A 17,095-nucleotide genomic window follows, 5' to 3' on the forward strand; every position below is an offset into this window, starting at 1 on the left:
CCACGGTGGCACCAGAGCCGTCAGAGCGGTCCCGTTGGGACCGTGTCCGGCGGGACCACCGGCCACAGGCGTGGCACGTACCGACTTGGCTGCGCAATTCCGCAGCGTCGTCCGCGCGGGGCTTCTCCCGACCCGCACAGCGCATCCACTCACGCGCATGCCCCCGAGAGGCATGCCCGCTCGCGCTCCCATGCCCGGACGACGGCCGACTCCGTACTCCACGTCGAACGAGGTCGCATGCACTCCCTGCCCAGGGCCCGCCGTGTCCGGCCGGCCCTCTCACGCCTGCTGCGGTTCATCCCGTCCCGACTGATCCGTCCCGTTCTGCCCGGGTGGCGTCCCGGCCGCCGGCTGGTCGTGATCATCCTCACACCGGTCGTGCTGGCGGCCGCCGCCACCGTGGTCGCCTACCTCCGCACGCCGCTGCCGACGCAGCCGCAGGACGGCGTCACCGACGAGGGCTCCACCGTCTACTACGCCGACGGCCGGACGCCGCTGTTCCGCCTCGGCGCCAACCGGGAGGCCGTCCGGCACGACCAGATCCCCGACCGGCTGCGCTGGGCGGTGCTCGCCGCCGAGGACCGCGGCTTCTACGGCGACCACGGCGTCTCCCCCACCGGGACGTTCCGCGCCCTGTGGAACAACGTCGCCGGCGGCGACACCCAGGGCGGCTCCACCATCACCCAGCAGCTCGCCCGCAACTACTTCAAGGGCCTCAGCCGCGACCGGACGATGCGCCGCAAGGTCAAGGAGATCTTCATCGCGCTCAAGCTCGACCGGAGCCGCGCCAAGGACGAGATCCTCGACCTGTACCTCAACACCATCTACTTCGGCCGGCAGACGTCCGGGGTGCAGGCCGCCGCCCGCGCCTACTTCGACAGGGACGTCTGGCAGCTCGACGTCGCGCAGTGCGCCCTGCTCGCCGCGATGATCCAGCGGCCAACGTACTTCAAGACGCAGGGCGACGACGCGGCCGCACGGGCGCTGCGCTCCCGCTGGGCCTACGTCCTGGACGGCATGGTGTCGATGGGCCGGCTGAGCCGCGCCGACGCCGACCGGCAGCGCTTCCCCCGCACGCAGGACGAGTGGACCGGCGTCGGCCTGTCCGGGCAGGACCTCCTCGTCCGCCACCGGGTCGAGACCGAGCTCGCGAGCGCCGGCATCCCGATGGACGGCGTCGTCAACGGCCGCCTGAAGATCTACACCGGCCTCGACCAGCGCTGGATGCGGTACGCCGAGCGGGCCATGCGCGGGGCGCGCGAACCGGAGTGGCCGCGCACCGTGCACGGCGGGCTCGTCGCCGTCGACTCCCGGACCGGCGCGGTGAAGGCGCTCTACGGCGGCGACCCGAAGCGCAGCCAGGTCGACTCGGTGTTCGCGCCGGTCGCGCAGGCGGGCTCGACGTTCAAGCCGTACGTGCTGGCCGCGATGCTGCGCAAGGGCCTCAGCGTCCGGACGAAGGTGAGCGGCAGGTCCCCGCAGAAGTTCGCCCCGAACGGCGACGCCACGCCGATGACCGCACCCGGCTACAAGGTCGAGAACGACGAGGAGATCGGGTCGCTCGGCACGATCGACATGGTCGAGGCGACCGCCCTGTCGGTCAACACCGGGTACGTGAAGGCGGCCTTGAAGGTCGGCATCGCGAACGTCATCGAGACCGCGCGGCTGTTCGGCGTGCCGGACGCCGCGCTCAAGCCCTTCGCGGGGCAGGCGGGCGTCGCGCTCGGCATCCCCGACGTCTCGGCGGCCACCCAGGCCGCCGGGTACGCGGCCTTCGCCAACGGCGGCACGGCGGTCGTCCCGCACCTGGTCACCAAGGTCGTCGACGCGAAGGGCCGCCGGGTCCCGCTGCCCTGGGACGGGCCGGGCCGCCGCGTGCTGGACGCGGAACAGGCCGCGCAGGCCACCGCCGCGATGCGGGCGACCGTCCTGAAGGGGACGGGCGGGCGCGCGGCGCTGACCGGCCGCGAGGCGGCGGGCAAGACGGGCACGACCGAGCACAACCGCGCCGCCTGGTTCGTCGGGTACGTCCCGCAGGTCTCGACGGCCGTGGTGGTCGGCAACGCCCGGCCCGCCACGCTGCGGAACCTGCCCGGCTTCACCGGGACGGTCGCCGGGGAGAACGTCCCGGCCGCGATCTGGCACGCGTTCATGGAGCAGCTCTCCCGCGGCCTGCCGGCCGAGGGGTTCCCGCGCCCCGCCTTCAGGGGCACCGCCGCCGACTGGACCGACCCGGACCCGGCCGCGCGGAACGCGACCCCGCCCGATTCCGCGGGCCCGGGCCCCAGGAAGACGCCGCCCTCCGGCGGTGAACCGGTCACCGGCGCCACCCCGGGAACCGGCGGCGACCCGCGCACGCTCCCCGAGACCCCGGACGGCAGGCCGCTCCCCACGGGCAAGGTCCGCACAACGGACGAACCGCGGTCCGGGACCGGCTGACCCGCCGGAGATCGAGTCGACAGCGCCCCCGGGAGCGGCTAGCGTCGCGGGCGTCCGATGCGAGCGAGGAACCGAGACCATGTCGGGGGGCCTGGTCAGGTGGGTGCTTCACGTCCCCTCGCGCTCGCGGCGGCGGCCCTGCTGGCCTGCGGGGTCGCGGGCTGCGGCGGCGGTGGGAGCGGCGAGGGCCGGCGGACGCCGTCCGCCGGGTCCGGCACGCCGTCGGCCCCGCCGAGCGCGCGCACGACCGCGCCGGACGCGTGGATTCCCGGCAGGGTCGCGCGGATGAGCGTCCAGGAGAAGGTCGGGCAGCTGTTCGTCCCGGCCTTCTCCAGCCGCGCCGACGCCCTCGCCAAGGTCCGGAAGTACCACGTCGGCGGGCTGATCTACTTCCCGGAGAACTTCGGCTCCCCGGCCCGCACGGCGGCGCAGTCGAACGCGCTGCAGAAGGCCGCGAAGATCCCGCTGCTGCTCGGCGTCGACGAGGAGCAGGGCATCGTGTCCCGCACCCCGTTCATCACCCGGTTCCCCGGCAACATGGCGCTCGGCGCCACCCGCAGCCCCGACGACGCCCGTGCCGCCGCCCGCGTCACCGGCACCGAGCTGCGCGCCGTCGGCATCAACCTCGACTACGCCCCGGACGCCGACGTCAACGTGAACCCGCGCAACCCGGTGATCGGGCTGCGCTCGTTCGGGTCCGACCCGGCGCTCGCCTCCACGATGACGGCCGGCGCGGTCCGCGGCTACCAGGACGCCGGGGTCGCCGCCACCGCCAAGCACTTCCCCGGGCACGGCGACACCGCCGTCGACAGCCACACCGGGCTTCCGGTCATCAAGCACTCGCCGGCGGAGTGGGAGCGGCTCGACGCGCCCCCGTTCAAGGCGGCGATCGCGGCCGGTGTCGACGTCATCATGACCGCGCACATCGTCGTCCCGAAGCTCGACAAGTCGGGCGATCCGTCCACGCTGTCGAAGACCGTGCTGACCGGGCTGCTGCGCGGCAAGCTCGGCTACCAGGGCGTCATCAGCACGGACTCGCTGCAGATGGCGGGCGTGCGGGAGAAGTACGGCGACGCCGCCGTCCCGGTCCGGGCGATCAACGCGGGCGCCGACCAGCTGCTGATGCCGCCGAGCCTGCCGCGCGCCTACAAGGCGGTGGTCCAGGCCGTCCGGTCCGGGAAGATCACGGAGAAGCGGCTCGACGAGTCGGTCACCCGCATCCTCACGCTCAAGCAGCGGCGCGGCCTGTTCCAGGGCACGGCGGCCGACCCGGCCAAGGCGGAGGCGGCGATCGGGACGGCCGCGCAGGCGGCCACGGCCCGGCGGGTCGCCGAGCGTTCGGTCACGCTCGTCCGCAACAAGGGCGGGCTGCTGCCCCTCAAGGGCCGGAAGGTCGCCGTGTCCGGGCCGGGCGCCGACCGGCTCCTCGCGGCGCTCCGCCGGCAGGGCGTCGCGACGGCCGCCCGGGGCGCGGCGGACGTCACCGTGCTGACCACGCAGAACGCGGGATCGGCGACCGCGTCCCGCATCCGGGCGCTCGGCCCGAAGCCGGTCGTCGTCGCCGCGCTCGAACGCCCCTACGACCTCGACGCCGCGGGCGGCGCGGCGGCGGCGCTCGCCACCTACTCCTCCAGCACGGCCTCCGTCACCGCGCTGGCGAAGGTGCTGAGCGGGGCGGTGAAGCCGACGGGCAGGCTGCCGGTGCCGGCGGGCGGGCACCCGGCCGGCTACGGGCTCGGCTACCCCTCCTAGCCCCCGGTCAGGGGCGTTCGTTGGACGCGGAGGCCCGCTTACTGGGAGGATCGGGCCGCCTTCTTCCCCCCGGGAGGTCTCCGTGCGCGTCCGTCCGCTTCTCGCCGCCGTCCTGGTCGTGCTTCCGCTGCTGGGCGCCTGCGGCGGGCAGGACGAGGTCACCATGCCGCCGCTCACCCCGGAACCGGGCGACTCGCAGTTCGCCGACACGACGACCACGGCGACCACGGCGACTGCGGCGGCGTCCGCGAAGGAGACCCTCCCGGCGCGGATGGCGCTCTACAAGTACCTGCGCGGCATCGCGGTGGGGAACGCCAAGGCGTGCGCCTACCTGACGGCCGCCTACCAGCAGCGGGTGTTCGGCGGGCCCGCCGCCTGCCGCACCGGCTTCGCGCGGGCCCGCGCGAAGCTGCGCCCGGAGGACCTCGCGGCGCTGCGCGGCGTGACCGTCCCGGTGTGCCAGCCGGGGCCGGGGGACGGCGTCTACACGGTCCGGTTCGCGGACCTGGCCTGGAAGGGCGCGCCCGCCCGTCCGGGCGGCCTGCTCAAGACGACCTTCACCCTCCGCAAGACCGGCCCCTACTGGCAGATCACCACCTGACGCGCCTCGTTGACCTGCGGCGTGTTGTTGTTATCCGCGCGCTCATAACAACAACACGCCGCAGGTCAACGGGTCGGTGGAGGCGGCTACAGGCCCAGGTCGGTCAGGGCGGGGAGGTGGGTGCGGGCCGCTTCGCGGGCTTGGGCGGCTGTGCGGGCGGTTCGGGCGGCCTCCGCTGCCTGCCGGCATTGGTCCAGGGTGTGGCGGGCCAGGGCGGCGCGCACCAAGGGGAGGGACGGGGCGCTCATCGACAGGGATGTCACGCCTAGGCCCACCAGCACGCAGGCCAGCGCCGGGTCGCCGGCCGCCTCGCCGCAGACCCCGCACGGGACGCCCGCGCCGGCCGCCGGGGCGACCAGGTCGAGGACGGCGGGCTGCCACGGGTCCTGGAGATGCGCGAGGCCGCCGACCTGCCGGTCCGCCGCGCACGCGTACTGGGTGAGGTCGTTGGTGCCGATGCTGAAGAACTCCACCTCCGCCGCGATGTCGCGGGCGCGGAGCGCCGCGGCCGGCACCTCGATCATGACGCCGGGATGCGCGACGCCGGCGTCCCGGCACTGCTCGGCGAACCAGGCGGCCTCCCCGGCGTCGGTCACCATCGGGGCCATGACCTGGAGTTTCGCGGTCAGCCCGGCGGCGGCGCGGACGAGCGCGGCGAGCTGCGCGGCCAGCACGTCCGGGTGCCGCAGCGACATCCGGACACCGCGCTCGCCGAGCGCCGGGTTCGGCTCCTCGCCGGGCGCGGGCAGGAACGCGAGCGGCTTGTCGGCGCCCGCGTCGAGCGTCCGGACGACGACCCGGCCCTGCGGGAACGCCTCCAGCACCGTGCGGTACGCCTCCTCCTGCTCCGCGTCGGACGGCGGCGTCGCGCGGTCCAGGAACAGGAACTCGGTGCGGTACAGGCCGACGCCCTCGGCGCCGTTGGCGAGCGCCGCCTCCAGGTCCTTCGGCCCGCCGATGTTCGCCAGCAGCGGCACCGGACGGCCGTCGGCGGTCGCGCCCGGCCCGGTGACCTCCGCCAGCGCGGACGCCCGCGCGGCGACCGCCGAACGCGCCGCCCGCACGTCCTCCTCGGACGGGTCGAGCCGCACGGTCCCGGCGGCGCCGTCGACGAGGACGCGGACCCCGTCGTCGAGCGACGTCGCCCCCGGCAGCGCCACGACCGCGGGCACGCCCATCGTCCGGGCGATGATCGCGGTGTGGCTGGTCGGCCCGCCCTCCTCGGTCACGAACGCGACGACCTTCGCCGGGTCGAGGACGGCGGTGTCGGCCGGCGCGAGGTCGCGCGCGACGAGGACGAACGGCTCGTCCGACTCCGGGACGCCGGGCACCGGCAGGCCGAGCAGCCGGGCGACCGCGCGGTCGCGGATGTCGTCCAGGTCGGTGACCCGGGCCGCGAGATACTCGCCCGCCCCGGCGAGCATCTCCCGGTAGACGCCGAACGCCTCGAACACCGCGCGGGCGGCCGCGACGCCCTCGCCGACCTTGGCGCGGACCCCGTCGGCGAGGCCCGGGTCGCGGGCCATCAGCGCCTGCGCGCCGAGCACGTCCCGGCCGTCGGTGTTGCCGGCCGCGGCGGCGCGCTCCCCGCGCTCCTCCAGGTCGGCGGCGACGGCCTCCAGCGCGGCGAGCGCGATGTCCCGCTCGGCGTCCGCGTCGCCGCCGTGCCGGTCGCCGGCGGGCGGCTCGGGGACGTCACCGGCGATCTTGCGCACCGGCCCGGCGCCGGCGCCCGGGCTGACGCCCGTGCCCTGCAGTACGTCCGGCACCGGTCAGGCCCCCTCGGGCTCCGGCGTGGACAGCAGCTTCTCCAGGCTGTCGAGCAGCTCGTCGGCGCCGTCGCCGTCCGCGGACAGGACGATCTCCTCACCGTGCCGGGCGTCCAGCCCCAGCACCGCGAGGATGCTCTTGGCGTTCACCGGGTCGCCGCCGCGCTTGGCCACGGTCACGTCCATCGGGGCCTTGGCCGCGGTCTGGACGAACAGCGCGGCCGGCCGCGCGTGCAGCCCCACCCTGGATTCGATCTTGACGTTGCGCTCGCTCACCGCACACTCCCTCTAGTTGTGTCCGAGGCCCGGCACGCGCAGCGCCGGGCCCGGGACGACTTCCACTCTCTTGAAATCGGCCACCACGTGGTCGGCCCCGGCGAGCGCGCCCACCGGCTGCGTCGTGCTGACGCCCACGCAGGTCATGCCCGCGGACTTCACGGCCGCCACGCCCGCCGGGGCGTCCTCGAACCCGACCGCCTCGGCCGGCGGGACGTCCAGGTCGCGCGCGGCGGCCAGATAGCCCTCCGGATGCGGCTTGCCGGTGACGACGTCCCCGGCCGTCACGACCAGGTCGAGCAGGTCGCGGACGCCCAGCTCGGCCAGCAGCCGCTCCGCGTACGGGCGCTGGCCGGACGTCACCACCGCGAGCGGCACCCCCGCGTCCGCCAGCGACCGGACGAGGTCGACCGCGCCGGGGACGGGCGCGACCGCCGGCATCCCCGGCAGCGACTCGTAGGAGACCGCCTGCTCGAACAGCTCCTCGACCGTCCGGCCGGGGAACAGGTGCGCGAGGTCGGCCAGCACCTCCAGCCCGCGCCGCCCCGCGAACGAGGCGATCAGCCCGTCGTCCCAGGGGACGCCGTGCGCGTCGAACAGCCGGGACCACATCACCCGGTTGCGCGGCTCGGTGTCGATGAGGGTGCCGTCGAGGTCGAACACCGCCGCGCCGAGGCCGATCACCGCCATGTGAAGAGCTCGGCCCCCTTCGTCACCTCGCCCGACTCCAGCACGTCCGACAGCGCGTCGGCGCCCGCGTCCAGCGCGACGACCGCGCAGATCGGCGAGCGGCCGCCCGCCTCGATCACGGCCGGGTTCCAGCCGACGACCGGCTGGCCGGCGGTGACCTCCTCGCCCTCGGCGGCGAGCAGCTCGAACCCCTCGCCCTTGAGCTTCACGGTGTCGATGCCGAGGTGGACGAGGACGCCGTGGCCCTCCGCGTCCACCACCACGTAGGCGTGCGGATGCAGCTTGACGATCTTCCCGGTGACGGGGGCGATGGCCTCGCCGGGGCCGCGCTCGGGATCGACCGCCGTGCCCGGGCCCACCATGGCCTGGGCGAAGACCGGGTCGGGGACGCCGGCGAGGCCGACGACCCGGCCGGTGACCGGGGACAGTACTCGGGTCATTGGGGGCCTCCCATGGGTCCTTGCGGACCGGGTCAGTCGAGGATGTCCTCGATGTCGCTGGCGAGGGTGTCGGCCTCGGTCCCCACGACGACCTGCACGACGGTGCCGCTGCGCATGACGCCGAACGCGCCCGCCTTCTTCAGCGCGGCCTCGTCGACCTTGCCGGCGTCCTCGACCTCGGTCCGCAGCCGGGTGGCGCACGGCTCGATCTCGACGATGTTGTCGGCGCCGCCCAGCGCCGCGATGATGGCCTCGGCCTTGTCCATGTCCTTCTCTTCTCTCGGTGGGGGTGGGTCAGTCGGTCTGGGTGACCTTGTTCAGGCCGCGCGGGACGTCGGGGTCGACGCCGAGCCGGCGGGCCAGGTTCTCGACCAGCAGCTGGCCGGGGACGATGAGGCCGAGCGGTGCCAGCCACTCCGGCAGGCCGGGGCCGGGCAGCGCGGCCGAGCACGCCGCGGCCAGCTCGGCGCCGCCGCCGACGCCGTAGGCGCGGGCGCCCGCCCCCTCGACCCGGCGGGCCAGCGCGACCGTGCCGGCCAGCGTCGGGCCGGAGTCGGCGGCGACCAGCAGCGCGGGGGTCTGCGCGTCCACGACGGCGATCGGGCCGTGCAGCAGGTCGGCGTACGACAGGCCCATGGCGTGCAGGTAGCACGCCTCCTTGATCTTCAGCGCCAGCTCCAGCGCGGTGCCGAACGCGATGCCGCGCCCGGACACGACCGCGCCGGGGACCTTCGCCAGCTCCTCGACGATCTCCGGCAGCGCGGGCGACGCCTCGGTCAGCGCGACCATCCGGGCGACCTCGTCGGGGACGCGGCGCAGGTCGTCGACGGCGACGTCCGCGCCGAGGCCGAGGCCGAACACCGACAGCGCGGCGAGCTGCGTCGTGTAGGTCTTGGTGGCCGGGACGGCGATCTCGTCGCCCGCGTCGGTGACCAGCGCGACCTCGGCGGCCTCGGCCAGCGGGGACCCGGCGCCGTTGGTGACGGCGACCGTCCGGGCGCCGCAGTCCTTCGCCCAGTCGAGGGTCTCGACGATCTCCTCGGTCTTGCCGGACTGGCTGATCGCCACGGCGAGCACGCCGTCCAGGTCCAGCCTGCGCTTGTAGGTCGTCGCGATGGACGGCGCCGCGAGGGTGGCGAGCCGGCCGGCGTGCGACTCGACCAGGTAGCGCCCGTACACCGCGGCGTTGTCGGACGAGCCGCGCGCGATGAACAGCACCTGCCGGGTCTCCCGCGCGAGCGCCGCGATGTCGGCGGTGCGCGGGAGGAGCGCGTCGATCGTCCGGCGCAGCGCGTCCGGCTGCTCACCGATCTCGGCGCGCATCTGACTGGTCATGATCCCCCTCCGTAGAGTTTCTGCCCGCCCGACCACGTGGTACGCGCGCGGTGGTCCGGCCCCAGCCACACGAGGTCGGCGGCGGCGCCGGGCGCGATCCGGCCGAGGTCGGGACGTCCGATGAGGTCGGCCGGGACCCGGGTGGCCGCGTCCACCGCGGCGGCCGGGTCGAGGCCGAGGCCGATCGCGTTGCCGACCGCCTCGTCCAGCCGGAGGCCGGACCCGGCGATGGTGCCGTCGGCGCGCAGCGGCGGGCCCTGCTCGGGCATCGTGATGGGCTCGCCGCCGAGGTCGTAGGTGCCGGGCGGCATCCCGGCGGCGGACGCGGCGTCGGTGACGAGCACGACCCGTCCCGGCGCGGCCCGGAACACCAGCTGCGCCACCTCGGCCGAGACGTGGTGCAGGTCGAGGATGAGGCCGGGGCTCAGCCGGTCGTCGATGAGCGCCTGCACGGCCACGCCCGGGTCGCGGTGGTGGACGCCGCTCTGCGCGTTGAAGATGTGGGTGACCATGCGGGCGCCGGCGTCGGCCGCGGCCCTGGTCCGCGCGGCGGTCGCGTCGCTGTGCCCGACGCTGACCAGGACGCCCGCGCCGGTCAGCGTGCGGATCGCCTCCAGCGCGCCGTCGCGCTCGGGCGCGAGCGTGACCAGCTTGACCAGGCCGGTCTCCAGCAGGGTCGCGATCGCGTCCGGCGCAGGGTCGGTGAGGTGGCCGGGGTTGTGCGCGCCCTTGCGCTTCTCCGACAGGAACGGGCCCTCCAGGTGGACGCCGAGGACGCGCGTCCCCGCCGGCAGGCCCGGCAGGAGGTCGCGGGTGCGGCGGAGGGCGGCGGCCTGGGTCTCGACCGGCGCGGTGATGAACGTGGGGAGGAACGCGGTGACGCCCGTCTCGGGCAGACGCGAGACGACGGTGTGCCAGGCGGCCTCGTCGGCGTCCACCATGTCGTGGCCGTAGAAGCCGTTCACCTGGAGGTCGACCAGGCCGGGCGCGAGCAGGCCGTCGGGGAGGTGGACGTCGGGCGCCTCGTCCGGGCGGCCCTCGCCGGCCTCGGTGATCACGCCGTCCACCGCGCGGACGTATCCGGGGGAGACGACGCGGGTAGGACTGCCCGCGGGGGTCATGATCATGCGGTCGGCCGTGATCAGGAGTGATGCCATGGGTGCGCGCTCTCTGTGACGCGATGATCGCGGGGTCGTTCCTCCGGTCAACTGGTCTAGTCCGGACTAGACCAGTACGCACCATACTCCACGAATCGGATGGAGAAGAAGATGCGGGACGAAACTCGTCCGGTGCCGGATCGATCGCGGGCCGAGGCCGTCCACGGCTCCCGCCGCGGGAGGCCCGGCCAAGGTCAGACCGTCTCCGCCGAACCGGACGGCGCATCCGCGATGCCGCCCTGACCTGCGCATTCTTCGATCTTGACCCCGTGGGGACGTGACCGGTTCGTTACGAAGTCGTGCATTGACATGCCTTTCGGACCTGTGGTCTAGTCCGGCCTAGACCAGTACGAACCGAATCGCATACCTTCTATCCACCGACTAGTCCACTCTTCCGTCGAAACCCGGCGAACCCCGTCGATCCGGCCCCCGGCCATCGAGGACCCCCGTGACCACCATCGATCCGCATAGTCCCGTACCGAAGTACTTCCAGCTCCGCGCGATCCTGCTCGATCTGATCGAGAGCGCGGAGCTGCCCGTCGACGCCCCGATCCCGTCGGAGCGCGAGCTGTGCGTCCGGTACGAGCTGTCCCGCATGACCGTCCGGCAGGGCGTCGACCAGCTCGTCTCCGAGGGGCGGCTCTACCGCGTCCCGGGGAAGGGCACGTTCGTCGCCCGGCCCAAGATCGAGATGCCGCTGCGGCTCGTCTCGTTCACCGAGGACATGCTGGCCCGCGGGTTGCGGCCGGGCGCGATCGACCTCGACCGCCGGACCGTCCCGGCCGACGCGCGGCTCGCCCGGATCTTCGATGTCGAGACCGGCACCGAGATCCACGTCATCGAACGCCTCCGCACCGCCGACGGGGAGCCCATGGCCCTCGAACGCGCGCACATCCTGGCCTCCCTCGCCCCCGACCTGCTCGACCGCCGGCTCGCCGACCGCTCCCTGTACGGCGTCCTCGAGGCGGTGTACGGGCTCGTCTTCGACGCGGGCGACCAGACCATCGACGCCAGCCTGGCCGACGCAGCCGACGCCAGGCACCTGCAGATCGCCCGGGGCAGTGCCGTGCTGCTCCTGCAACGCCGCTCGTACACCGGAGGTGTGTGCGCCGAGCTGGGCGTGTCGACCTACAGGGCGGACCGCTACCAGATCCACACGGCCCTCGGAAATCCCCCGCCGCACTCCTGAACACCCCTGAGGAGGAACCTCGCGATGACTGCGACAACAGTGGACTCAGCACCGCGACGAGGGTCGAGCACCCTCGCGGTGCTGCAGCGGATCGGCCGCAGCCTCATGCTGCCGATCGCCGTGCTGCCCGCCGCCGCGCTGCTGCTGCGCTTCGGCCAGGCCGACATGCTCGGCGCCGACGGTCTCGGCTGGGACCGCGTCGCCGAGATCGTCGGCGAGGCCGGCAACGCGCTGTTCGCCGCCCTGCCGCTGCTGTTCGCCGTCGGCGTGGCGATCGGCTTCGCCAAGAAGTCCGACGGCTCCACGGCGCTCGCCGCCGTGGTCGGCTACCTGGTCTTCGACCGGGTCTCCAAGATCATGTTCTCGCACACCAGCGAACTCAAGGGCAACGTCCTGATCACCAAGGTGACGGACGGGGCGCAGGCGCAGGTCATCGACTGGGGCGCCAAGAACCCGACGGACGTGCTCGGCGGCATCCTGATGGGCGTCATCGCGGCGCTGCTCTACCAGCGGTACTACCGGATCAAGCTGCCGACCTGGCTGGCGTTCTTCGGCGGCCGCCGGTTCGTCCCGATCATCACCGCCGTGGCCGGCCTGGCGCTCGGCATCGTGATCGGCTTCGTCTGGCCGGTGCTCGGCAGCTGGCTCACCGACGCCGGCGACTGGATCACCGGGGCGGGAGCCGCGGGCGCGGGCATCTACGGCGTCATCAACCGCCTCCTGCTGCCCTTCGGCCTGCACCACATCCCGAACTCGCTCATCTGGTTCGTGTTCGGCGACTACAACACCCCGGACGGCGTCGTCCACGGCGAGATCAACCGCTACCTGGCCGGCGACCCGAACGCGGGCGGCTTCCTCGCCGGGTTCTTCCCCGTGCTGATGTTCGGCCTGCCCGGCGCGGCCCTCGCGATCTGGCACGCGGCGCCGCCGCACCGGCGTCCCGCGGTCGGCGGCATCATGATCTCCGCCGCGCTCACCGCGTTCGTCACCGGCGTCACCGAGCCGATCGAGTTCGCGTTCATGTTCGTCGCGCCCGTCCTGTACGGCGTGCACGTCGTCCTCACCGGCATCTCGATGGCCGTCCTGGAGGCGGCCGGCGCCAAGCTCGGCTTCGGCTTCTCCGCCGGCGGCATCGACCTGCTGCTGAACGCCCGCAAGGACAACACCCAGGGACTCTGGCTGATCCTCGGGATGGGCGTCCTGTACTTCTTCCTCTACTACTTCATCTTCAGATTCCTGATCCAGAAGTTCAACTTCGCGACCCCGGGCCGCGAACCCGACGACGAGGAGTCGACCGCCGCCGACCCGGCCGCCGACCCCGAGCTCGCCGGCGGCGAGAAGAAGAAGCGGAACCGCAAGGGCACGGCCGACCCCCAGGAGACACCGGCCACCTGACCCTCCCCCGGGGCGCCGTGAACCCCTCACCCCCTATTCGCGGCGCCCCACCACCGGGCCGGCAGCCCACCGGCCCAGCTCCCAAGGCCCCGGACCCTCCGCACCCGGTCCGGGACCTGCTCCCAAAAGGCGGCGGGACGCCCCCAGCGTCCCCCCGCCTCTACTTCGCCCCCACCCCCGCACCACACCTCCCCCACAGACGGCCCCAGGCGAACACGCCTCCGCCCACAGACGGTCCCGGCCGCACCGCGCCTCCCCCACGGACGGCCAGCCGAACACGCCTTCGCCCGCAGACAGCCCTGGCCGACCGCGCCTCCCCCACGGACGGCCCAGGCGAACACACACCCGCCAACAGACGGCCCAACCCGAACGTGCCTGGGGCGTCAGCGGCTCTCGCTTGCACGGCGTCTCGTTCCAACGCGGCCATCGCGCATACCTGGGCCGTCTGCACGTGGTCGTCGAGCTACAGGGCCGGTTCGTCGTTGAGGGCGGACGTTACAGGTGAGGCCGAAGGTGGTCAGGATGTATTTTCTGCGCGGCTTCTGACTCCTGTTTCCAAACGAGTCGGGAGGTTCTCATGGGACGTCGTCCGGTCAGTTCTTCGGTGGTTCGGATCATTCGGTACCGGCCGGTGCCGGTTACGCAGGGAGCGCTGGCGCTTCAGCCCGCGGTGCGGCCGGTGCGGGGGCCGGGGCTGCGGGTGGTGCGGCCCGGGGACGGGGTGGACGGCGAGGTCCGGGCCGTCGCCGACACCGCCGTACGGCTCGTCGTGGAGGTGCTGGCGGGGACGCGGCCCGCGCATCAGTTGTCGCTCGTGGCCGTCCCGGCGGTGTGCCGGGCGGTGTCCCCGCACGGCGGCGCGGCGGCGCGCGGAGGGCGGGTCGTCCCGCCGAAGGTGCTGTCCAGCAGGGTGCAGCGGCCGGCGCCGGCGGTGGCGGAGGCCGTCGCGGTCGTGGCCCTCGCCGGACGCGTCCACGCGCTGGCGCTGCGCCTGGAGCACGCGCGCGGGCGGTGGCGCTGCACCGCCCTGGAGACGACCGCCCCCTGACATGCGCGAAGCGGCCTCCCGGACGCCCGGGAGGCCGCTTCGCGGCAGTGCTGTCCGACTACTTGTTCTTGTTGCGCGGGTCGCCGTGGCAGCGCTTGAACTTCTTGCCCGAGCCGCAGGGGCACGGGTCGTTGCGGTTCACGCCCGCGTACTCGTCCTCGGTCTCCTCGCTGTGCAGCTCGACGCCGCCCTCGCCGTCCACGGTCGGGGCCGAGTACTCCAGCTTCTTCGGACGGGACGGCTTCTCCAGCCCCTTCGCCTTGATCACGGGGACCTCGTCGGCCTCCTCCACGTCGTCGGCGGCGGCCTCCTCGTCGTCCTCCGCGTCGGCCGCGGGGGCCGACTTGGCGACGGAGACGGGCGCGGCGCCGACGGTCGGGGCCTCCGGCTGGTCCTCGACCTCGACCTCGAGGTTGAAGAGGTAGCCGACCGACTCCTCCTTGATGCCGTCGAGCATCGCGTTGAACATGTCGTAGCCCTCGCGCTGGTACTCGACCAGCGGGTCGCGCTGCGCCATGGCCCGCAGGCCGATGCCCTCCTGGAGGTAGTCCATCTCGTAGAGGTGCTCGCGCCACTTGCGGTCGAGCACCGAGAGGATGACGCGGCGCTCCAGCTCGCGCATGACGTCCGAGCTGAGCTCCTCCTCGCGCTTGGCGTAGGCGGCCTGGGCGTCCTCGCGGATCCTCTCGGCGAGGGTCTCGGCGTCCAGCCCGGAGATGTCGCCGTCGTCGCCCTCGACCAGGTCCTCGACGGTGATGGAGATCGGGTAGAGCTGCTTGAACGCCTTCCAGAGCTTGTCGAGGTCCCAGTCCTCGGCGAAGCCCTCGCCGGTGGCGCCCGCGACGTAGCCCGCGACGACCTCGTCGATCATGCCGCGGATCTGCTCGGACAGGTCCTCGCCCTCCAGCACCTTGCGGCGCTCGGCGTAGATGACCTTGCGCTGCCGGTTCAGGACCTCGTCGTACTTCAAGACGTTCTTGCGCATCTCGAAGTTCTGCTGCTCGACCTGGCTCTGCGCCGACTTGATCGCGTTGCTGACGATCTTGGACTCGATCGGCACGTCGTCCGGGATGTTCAGCCGGGTCATGATCGACTCGACGCGGGCCGAGTTGAACAGCCGCATCAGGTCGTCCTCCAGCGACAGGTAGAACCGGGACTCGCCCGGGTCGCCCTGCCGGCCGGACCGGCCGCGCAGCTGGTTGTCGATGCGCCGCGACTCGTGCCGCTCGGTCGCGAGGACGTACAGGCCGCCGGCGTCGACGACCTCCTCGTGCTCGCCCTTCACGGCCTCCTTGGCCTTCTCCAGGGCCTCCGGCCAGGCCGCCTCGTACTCCTCGGCGTTCTCCAGCGGGTTCAGGCCGCGCTGGTGCAGCTCCAGGTCGGCGCGGAAGTCGGGGTTGCCGCCGAGCATGATGTCGGTGCCGCGGCCCGCCATGTTCGTCGCGACGGTGACGCCGCCCTTGCGGCCCGCCTCCGCGACGATCGCCGACTCCTGCTCGTGGTGCTTGGCGTTCAGCACCTGGTGCGGGATGCCGCGCCGCTTGAGCATCTTGCTCAGCTTCTCGGACTTCTCCACCGACGTGGTGCCGACCAGGACCGGCTGGCCCTTCTCGTGCCGCTCGGCGATGTCGTCGACGACGGCCTCGAACTTGGCCTGCTCGGTCTTGTAGACGACGTCCGCGACGTCCTCGCGGATCATCGGCTTGTTCGTCGGGATCGGCACGACGCCGATCTTGTAGGTCTTGTTGAACTCCGCCGCCTCGGTCTCGGCGGTGCCGGTCATGCCGGACAGCTTGTTGTAGAGGCGGAAGTAGTTCTGCAGCGTGATCGTGGCGAGCGTCTGGTTCTCGTCCTTGATCGCCACGCCTTCCTTGGCCTCGATGGCCTGGTGCATGCCCTCGTTGTAGCGGCGGCCGTGCAGGATGCGCCCGGTGAACTCGTCCACGATCAGGACCTCGCCGTTCATGACGACGTAGTCCTTGTCGCGCTTGTAGAGCTCCTTGGCCTTCAGCGCGTTGTTGAGGAAGCTCACCAGCGGCGTGTTCGCCGAGTCGTACAGGTTGTCGATGCCGAGCCAGTCCTCGACCTTCTCGACGCCGGACTCGGTGATGCCGACCGTGCGCTTCTTCTCGTTGACCTCGTAGTCGCCGGGGCCGTACTCGTCGACCTGGCCGGCCGTGCTGATCAGCTCGGCGCGCTTCATCCGCGGGACGATCTTGGCGAACTCCGAGTACCACTTGGAGTTCTGCTCGGCCGGGCCGGAGATGATCAGCGGCGTCCGGGCCTCGTCGATGAGGATCGAGTCGACCTCGTCCACGATCGCGAAGTTGTGGCCCCGCTGGACGCACTCCTCCAGGCTCCACGCCATGTTGTCGCGCAGGTAGTCGAAGCCGAACTCGTTGTTCGTCCCGTAGGTGATGTCGCAGTTGTAGGCCGCGCGGCGCTCGTCCGGGGTCATCTGCGGGAGGATGACGCCGACGTCCAGCCCGAGGAACTGGTGGACGCGGCCCATCCACTCGGCGTCGCGCTTGGCCAGGTAGTCGTTCACCGTGACCACGTGCACGCCGTCGCCGGACAGCGCGTTCAGGTAGGCGGGGAGCACACAGGTCAGGGTCTTGCCCTCACCGGTCTTCATCTCCGCGATGTTGCCGAGGTGCAGCGCCGCGCCGCCCATGATCTGGACGTCGTAGTGGCGCTGGCCGAGGACGCGCTTGGCGGCTTCGCGTGCGGTCGCGAACGCCTCCGGGAGCAGGTCGTCCAGGGACTCGCCGTCGGCGATGCGTTCCCGGTACTTGTCGGTCAGCTCGCGCAACTCGGCGTCGCTCATCTCGAGGAAGTCCTCCTCGATCGAGTTGACCTGATCCGCGAGCTTCTTGAGCTTGCGCAGGGTTCGTCCCTCGCCCGCACGAAGGATCTTGTCGATGACTGGCGGCACTCTCGAAGGCTCCTTGCAGATCGTGGTTCACCGCTCAAGGCGGCACGCACACCACACGTACGATGCCAT

Annotated in this window: 14 protein-coding genes; 6 read left to right on the forward strand and 8 right to left on the reverse strand. The window is 72.9% G+C overall.

From position 1 onward, the window contains the following. Nucleotides 1-237: 237 nt before the first annotated feature. The 3 genes from ABFX46_RS03675 to ABFX46_RS03685 all read left to right on the forward strand — a co-directional run bounded on the left by ABFX46_RS03675 (nt 238) and on the right by ABFX46_RS03685 (nt 4,792). Nucleotides 238-2,439: a transglycosylase domain-containing protein gene (locus tag ABFX46_RS03675; protein ID WP_346039895.1), complete on the forward strand. Its 2,202-nt coding sequence runs from the start codon at nt 238-240 to the stop codon at nt 2,437-2,439. 99 nt (nt 2,440-2,538) lie between these two features. Further along, complete coding sequence (locus ABFX46_RS03680; RefSeq protein ID WP_346039896.1) at nt 2,539-4,191, forward strand: glycoside hydrolase family 3 protein; 1,653 nt, start codon at nt 2,539-2,541, stop codon at nt 4,189-4,191. An 82-nt stretch (nt 4,192-4,273) separates the two neighbouring features. Next, the gene (locus tag ABFX46_RS03685; RefSeq protein WP_346039897.1) at nt 4,274-4,792 is read left to right on the forward strand and encodes a hypothetical protein; all 519 of its coding nucleotides are present in this window, start codon (nt 4,274-4,276) and stop codon (nt 4,790-4,792) included. 86 nt (nt 4,793-4,878) lie between these two features. Here ABFX46_RS03685 and ptsP read toward each other — a convergent pair whose 3' ends face one another. From ptsP to nagA, 7 genes are read right to left on the reverse strand one after another with little or no spacing between them, the layout of a single operon-like run. Next, entirely contained in the window at nt 4,879-6,561 is a 1,683-nt protein-coding gene (gene ptsP, locus ABFX46_RS03690; RefSeq protein ID WP_346039898.1) for a phosphoenolpyruvate--protein phosphotransferase, read from the reverse strand. Nucleotides 6,562-6,564: 3 nt separating this feature from the next. Then, a complete protein-coding gene (locus tag ABFX46_RS03695; RefSeq protein ID WP_131943106.1) occupies nt 6,565-6,837 on the reverse strand; it encodes an HPr family phosphocarrier protein in 273 nt (90 codons plus the stop codon). A gap of 12 nt (nt 6,838-6,849) precedes the next feature. Beyond that, nucleotides 6,850-7,527, reverse strand: a complete 678-nt coding sequence (locus ABFX46_RS03700; RefSeq protein ID WP_346039899.1) for an HAD family hydrolase — start codon at nt 7,525-7,527, stop codon at nt 6,850-6,852. Then, the gene (locus ABFX46_RS03705; protein WP_346039900.1) at nt 7,518-7,967 is read right to left on the reverse strand and encodes a PTS sugar transporter subunit IIA; all 450 of its coding nucleotides are present in this window, start codon (nt 7,965-7,967) and stop codon (nt 7,518-7,520) included. Before ABFX46_RS03705 ends, ABFX46_RS03700 begins: the two co-directional genes overlap by 10 nt. A 32-nt stretch (nt 7,968-7,999) precedes the next feature. After that, nucleotides 8,000-8,233: a PTS sugar transporter subunit IIB gene (locus tag ABFX46_RS03710; RefSeq protein ID WP_131943109.1), complete on the reverse strand. Its 234-nt coding sequence runs from the start codon at nt 8,231-8,233 to the stop codon at nt 8,000-8,002. Between the two features lie 28 nt (nt 8,234-8,261). Further along, nucleotides 8,262-9,302, reverse strand: a complete 1,041-nt coding sequence (locus tag ABFX46_RS03715; protein ID WP_346039901.1) for an SIS domain-containing protein — start codon at nt 9,300-9,302, stop codon at nt 8,262-8,264. Continuing rightward, nucleotides 9,299-10,459, reverse strand: a complete 1,161-nt coding sequence (gene nagA, locus ABFX46_RS03720; protein ID WP_346039902.1) for an N-acetylglucosamine-6-phosphate deacetylase — start codon at nt 10,457-10,459, stop codon at nt 9,299-9,301. The genes ABFX46_RS03715 and nagA overlap by 4 nt, the downstream gene beginning before the upstream one ends. Nucleotides 10,460-10,907: 448 nt before the next feature. On the opposite strand from nagA, the gene ABFX46_RS03725 reads away from it, so the two are divergent. The 3 genes from ABFX46_RS03725 (at nt 10,908) to ABFX46_RS03735 (ending at nt 14,091) form a co-directional block, all read left to right on the forward strand. Next, nucleotides 10,908-11,648, forward strand: coding sequence for a GntR family transcriptional regulator (locus ABFX46_RS03725; protein ID WP_131943112.1), 741 nt, complete (start codon nt 10,908-10,910; stop codon nt 11,646-11,648). Nucleotides 11,649-11,672: 24 nt separating this feature from the next. Next, entirely contained in the window at nt 11,673-13,043 is a 1,371-nt protein-coding gene (locus ABFX46_RS03730) for a PTS transporter subunit EIIC (protein WP_346039903.1), read from the forward strand. A gap of 631 nt (nt 13,044-13,674) precedes the next feature. Further along, nucleotides 13,675-14,091: an Rv3235 family protein gene (locus tag ABFX46_RS03735; RefSeq protein WP_346039904.1), complete on the forward strand. Its 417-nt coding sequence runs from the start codon at nt 13,675-13,677 to the stop codon at nt 14,089-14,091. A gap of 58 nt (nt 14,092-14,149) precedes the next feature. Here the strand turns inward: ABFX46_RS03735 and secA are convergent, their stop codons facing one another. Continuing rightward, a complete protein-coding gene (gene secA / locus ABFX46_RS03740; protein WP_346039905.1) occupies nt 14,150-17,026 on the reverse strand; it encodes a preprotein translocase subunit SecA in 2,877 nt (958 codons plus the stop codon). Between the last annotated feature and the right edge of the window lie 69 nt (nt 17,027-17,095).

It is taken from the genome of Actinomadura chokoriensis (assembly GCF_039529475.1).
Lineage (GTDB): Bacteria > Actinomycetota > Actinomycetes > Streptosporangiales > Streptosporangiaceae > Spirillospora > Spirillospora bangladeshensis.

Coding starts and splice junctions, on each gene's coding strand:
- ABFX46_RS03700 (WP_346039899.1), bottom strand. CDS start 7,527: ATGGCGGTGATCGGCCTCGGCGCGGCGGTGTTCGACCTCGACGGCACC.
- ABFX46_RS03710 (WP_131943109.1), bottom strand. CDS start 8,233: ATGGACAAGGCCGAGGCCATCATCGCGGCGCTGGGCGGCGCCGACAAC.
- ABFX46_RS03675 (WP_346039895.1), top strand. CDS start 238: ATGCACTCCCTGCCCAGGGCCCGCCGTGTCCGGCCGGCCCTCTCACGC.
- nagA (WP_346039902.1), bottom strand. CDS start 10,459: ATGGCATCACTCCTGATCACGGCCGACCGCATGATCATGACCCCCGCG.
- ABFX46_RS03705 (WP_346039900.1), bottom strand. CDS start 7,967: ATGACCCGAGTACTGTCCCCGGTCACCGGCCGGGTCGTCGGCCTCGCC.
- ABFX46_RS03730 (WP_346039903.1), top strand. CDS start 11,673: ATGACTGCGACAACAGTGGACTCAGCACCGCGACGAGGGTCGAGCACC.
- ABFX46_RS03715 (WP_346039901.1), bottom strand. CDS start 9,302: ATGACCAGTCAGATGCGCGCCGAGATCGGTGAGCAGCCGGACGCGCTG.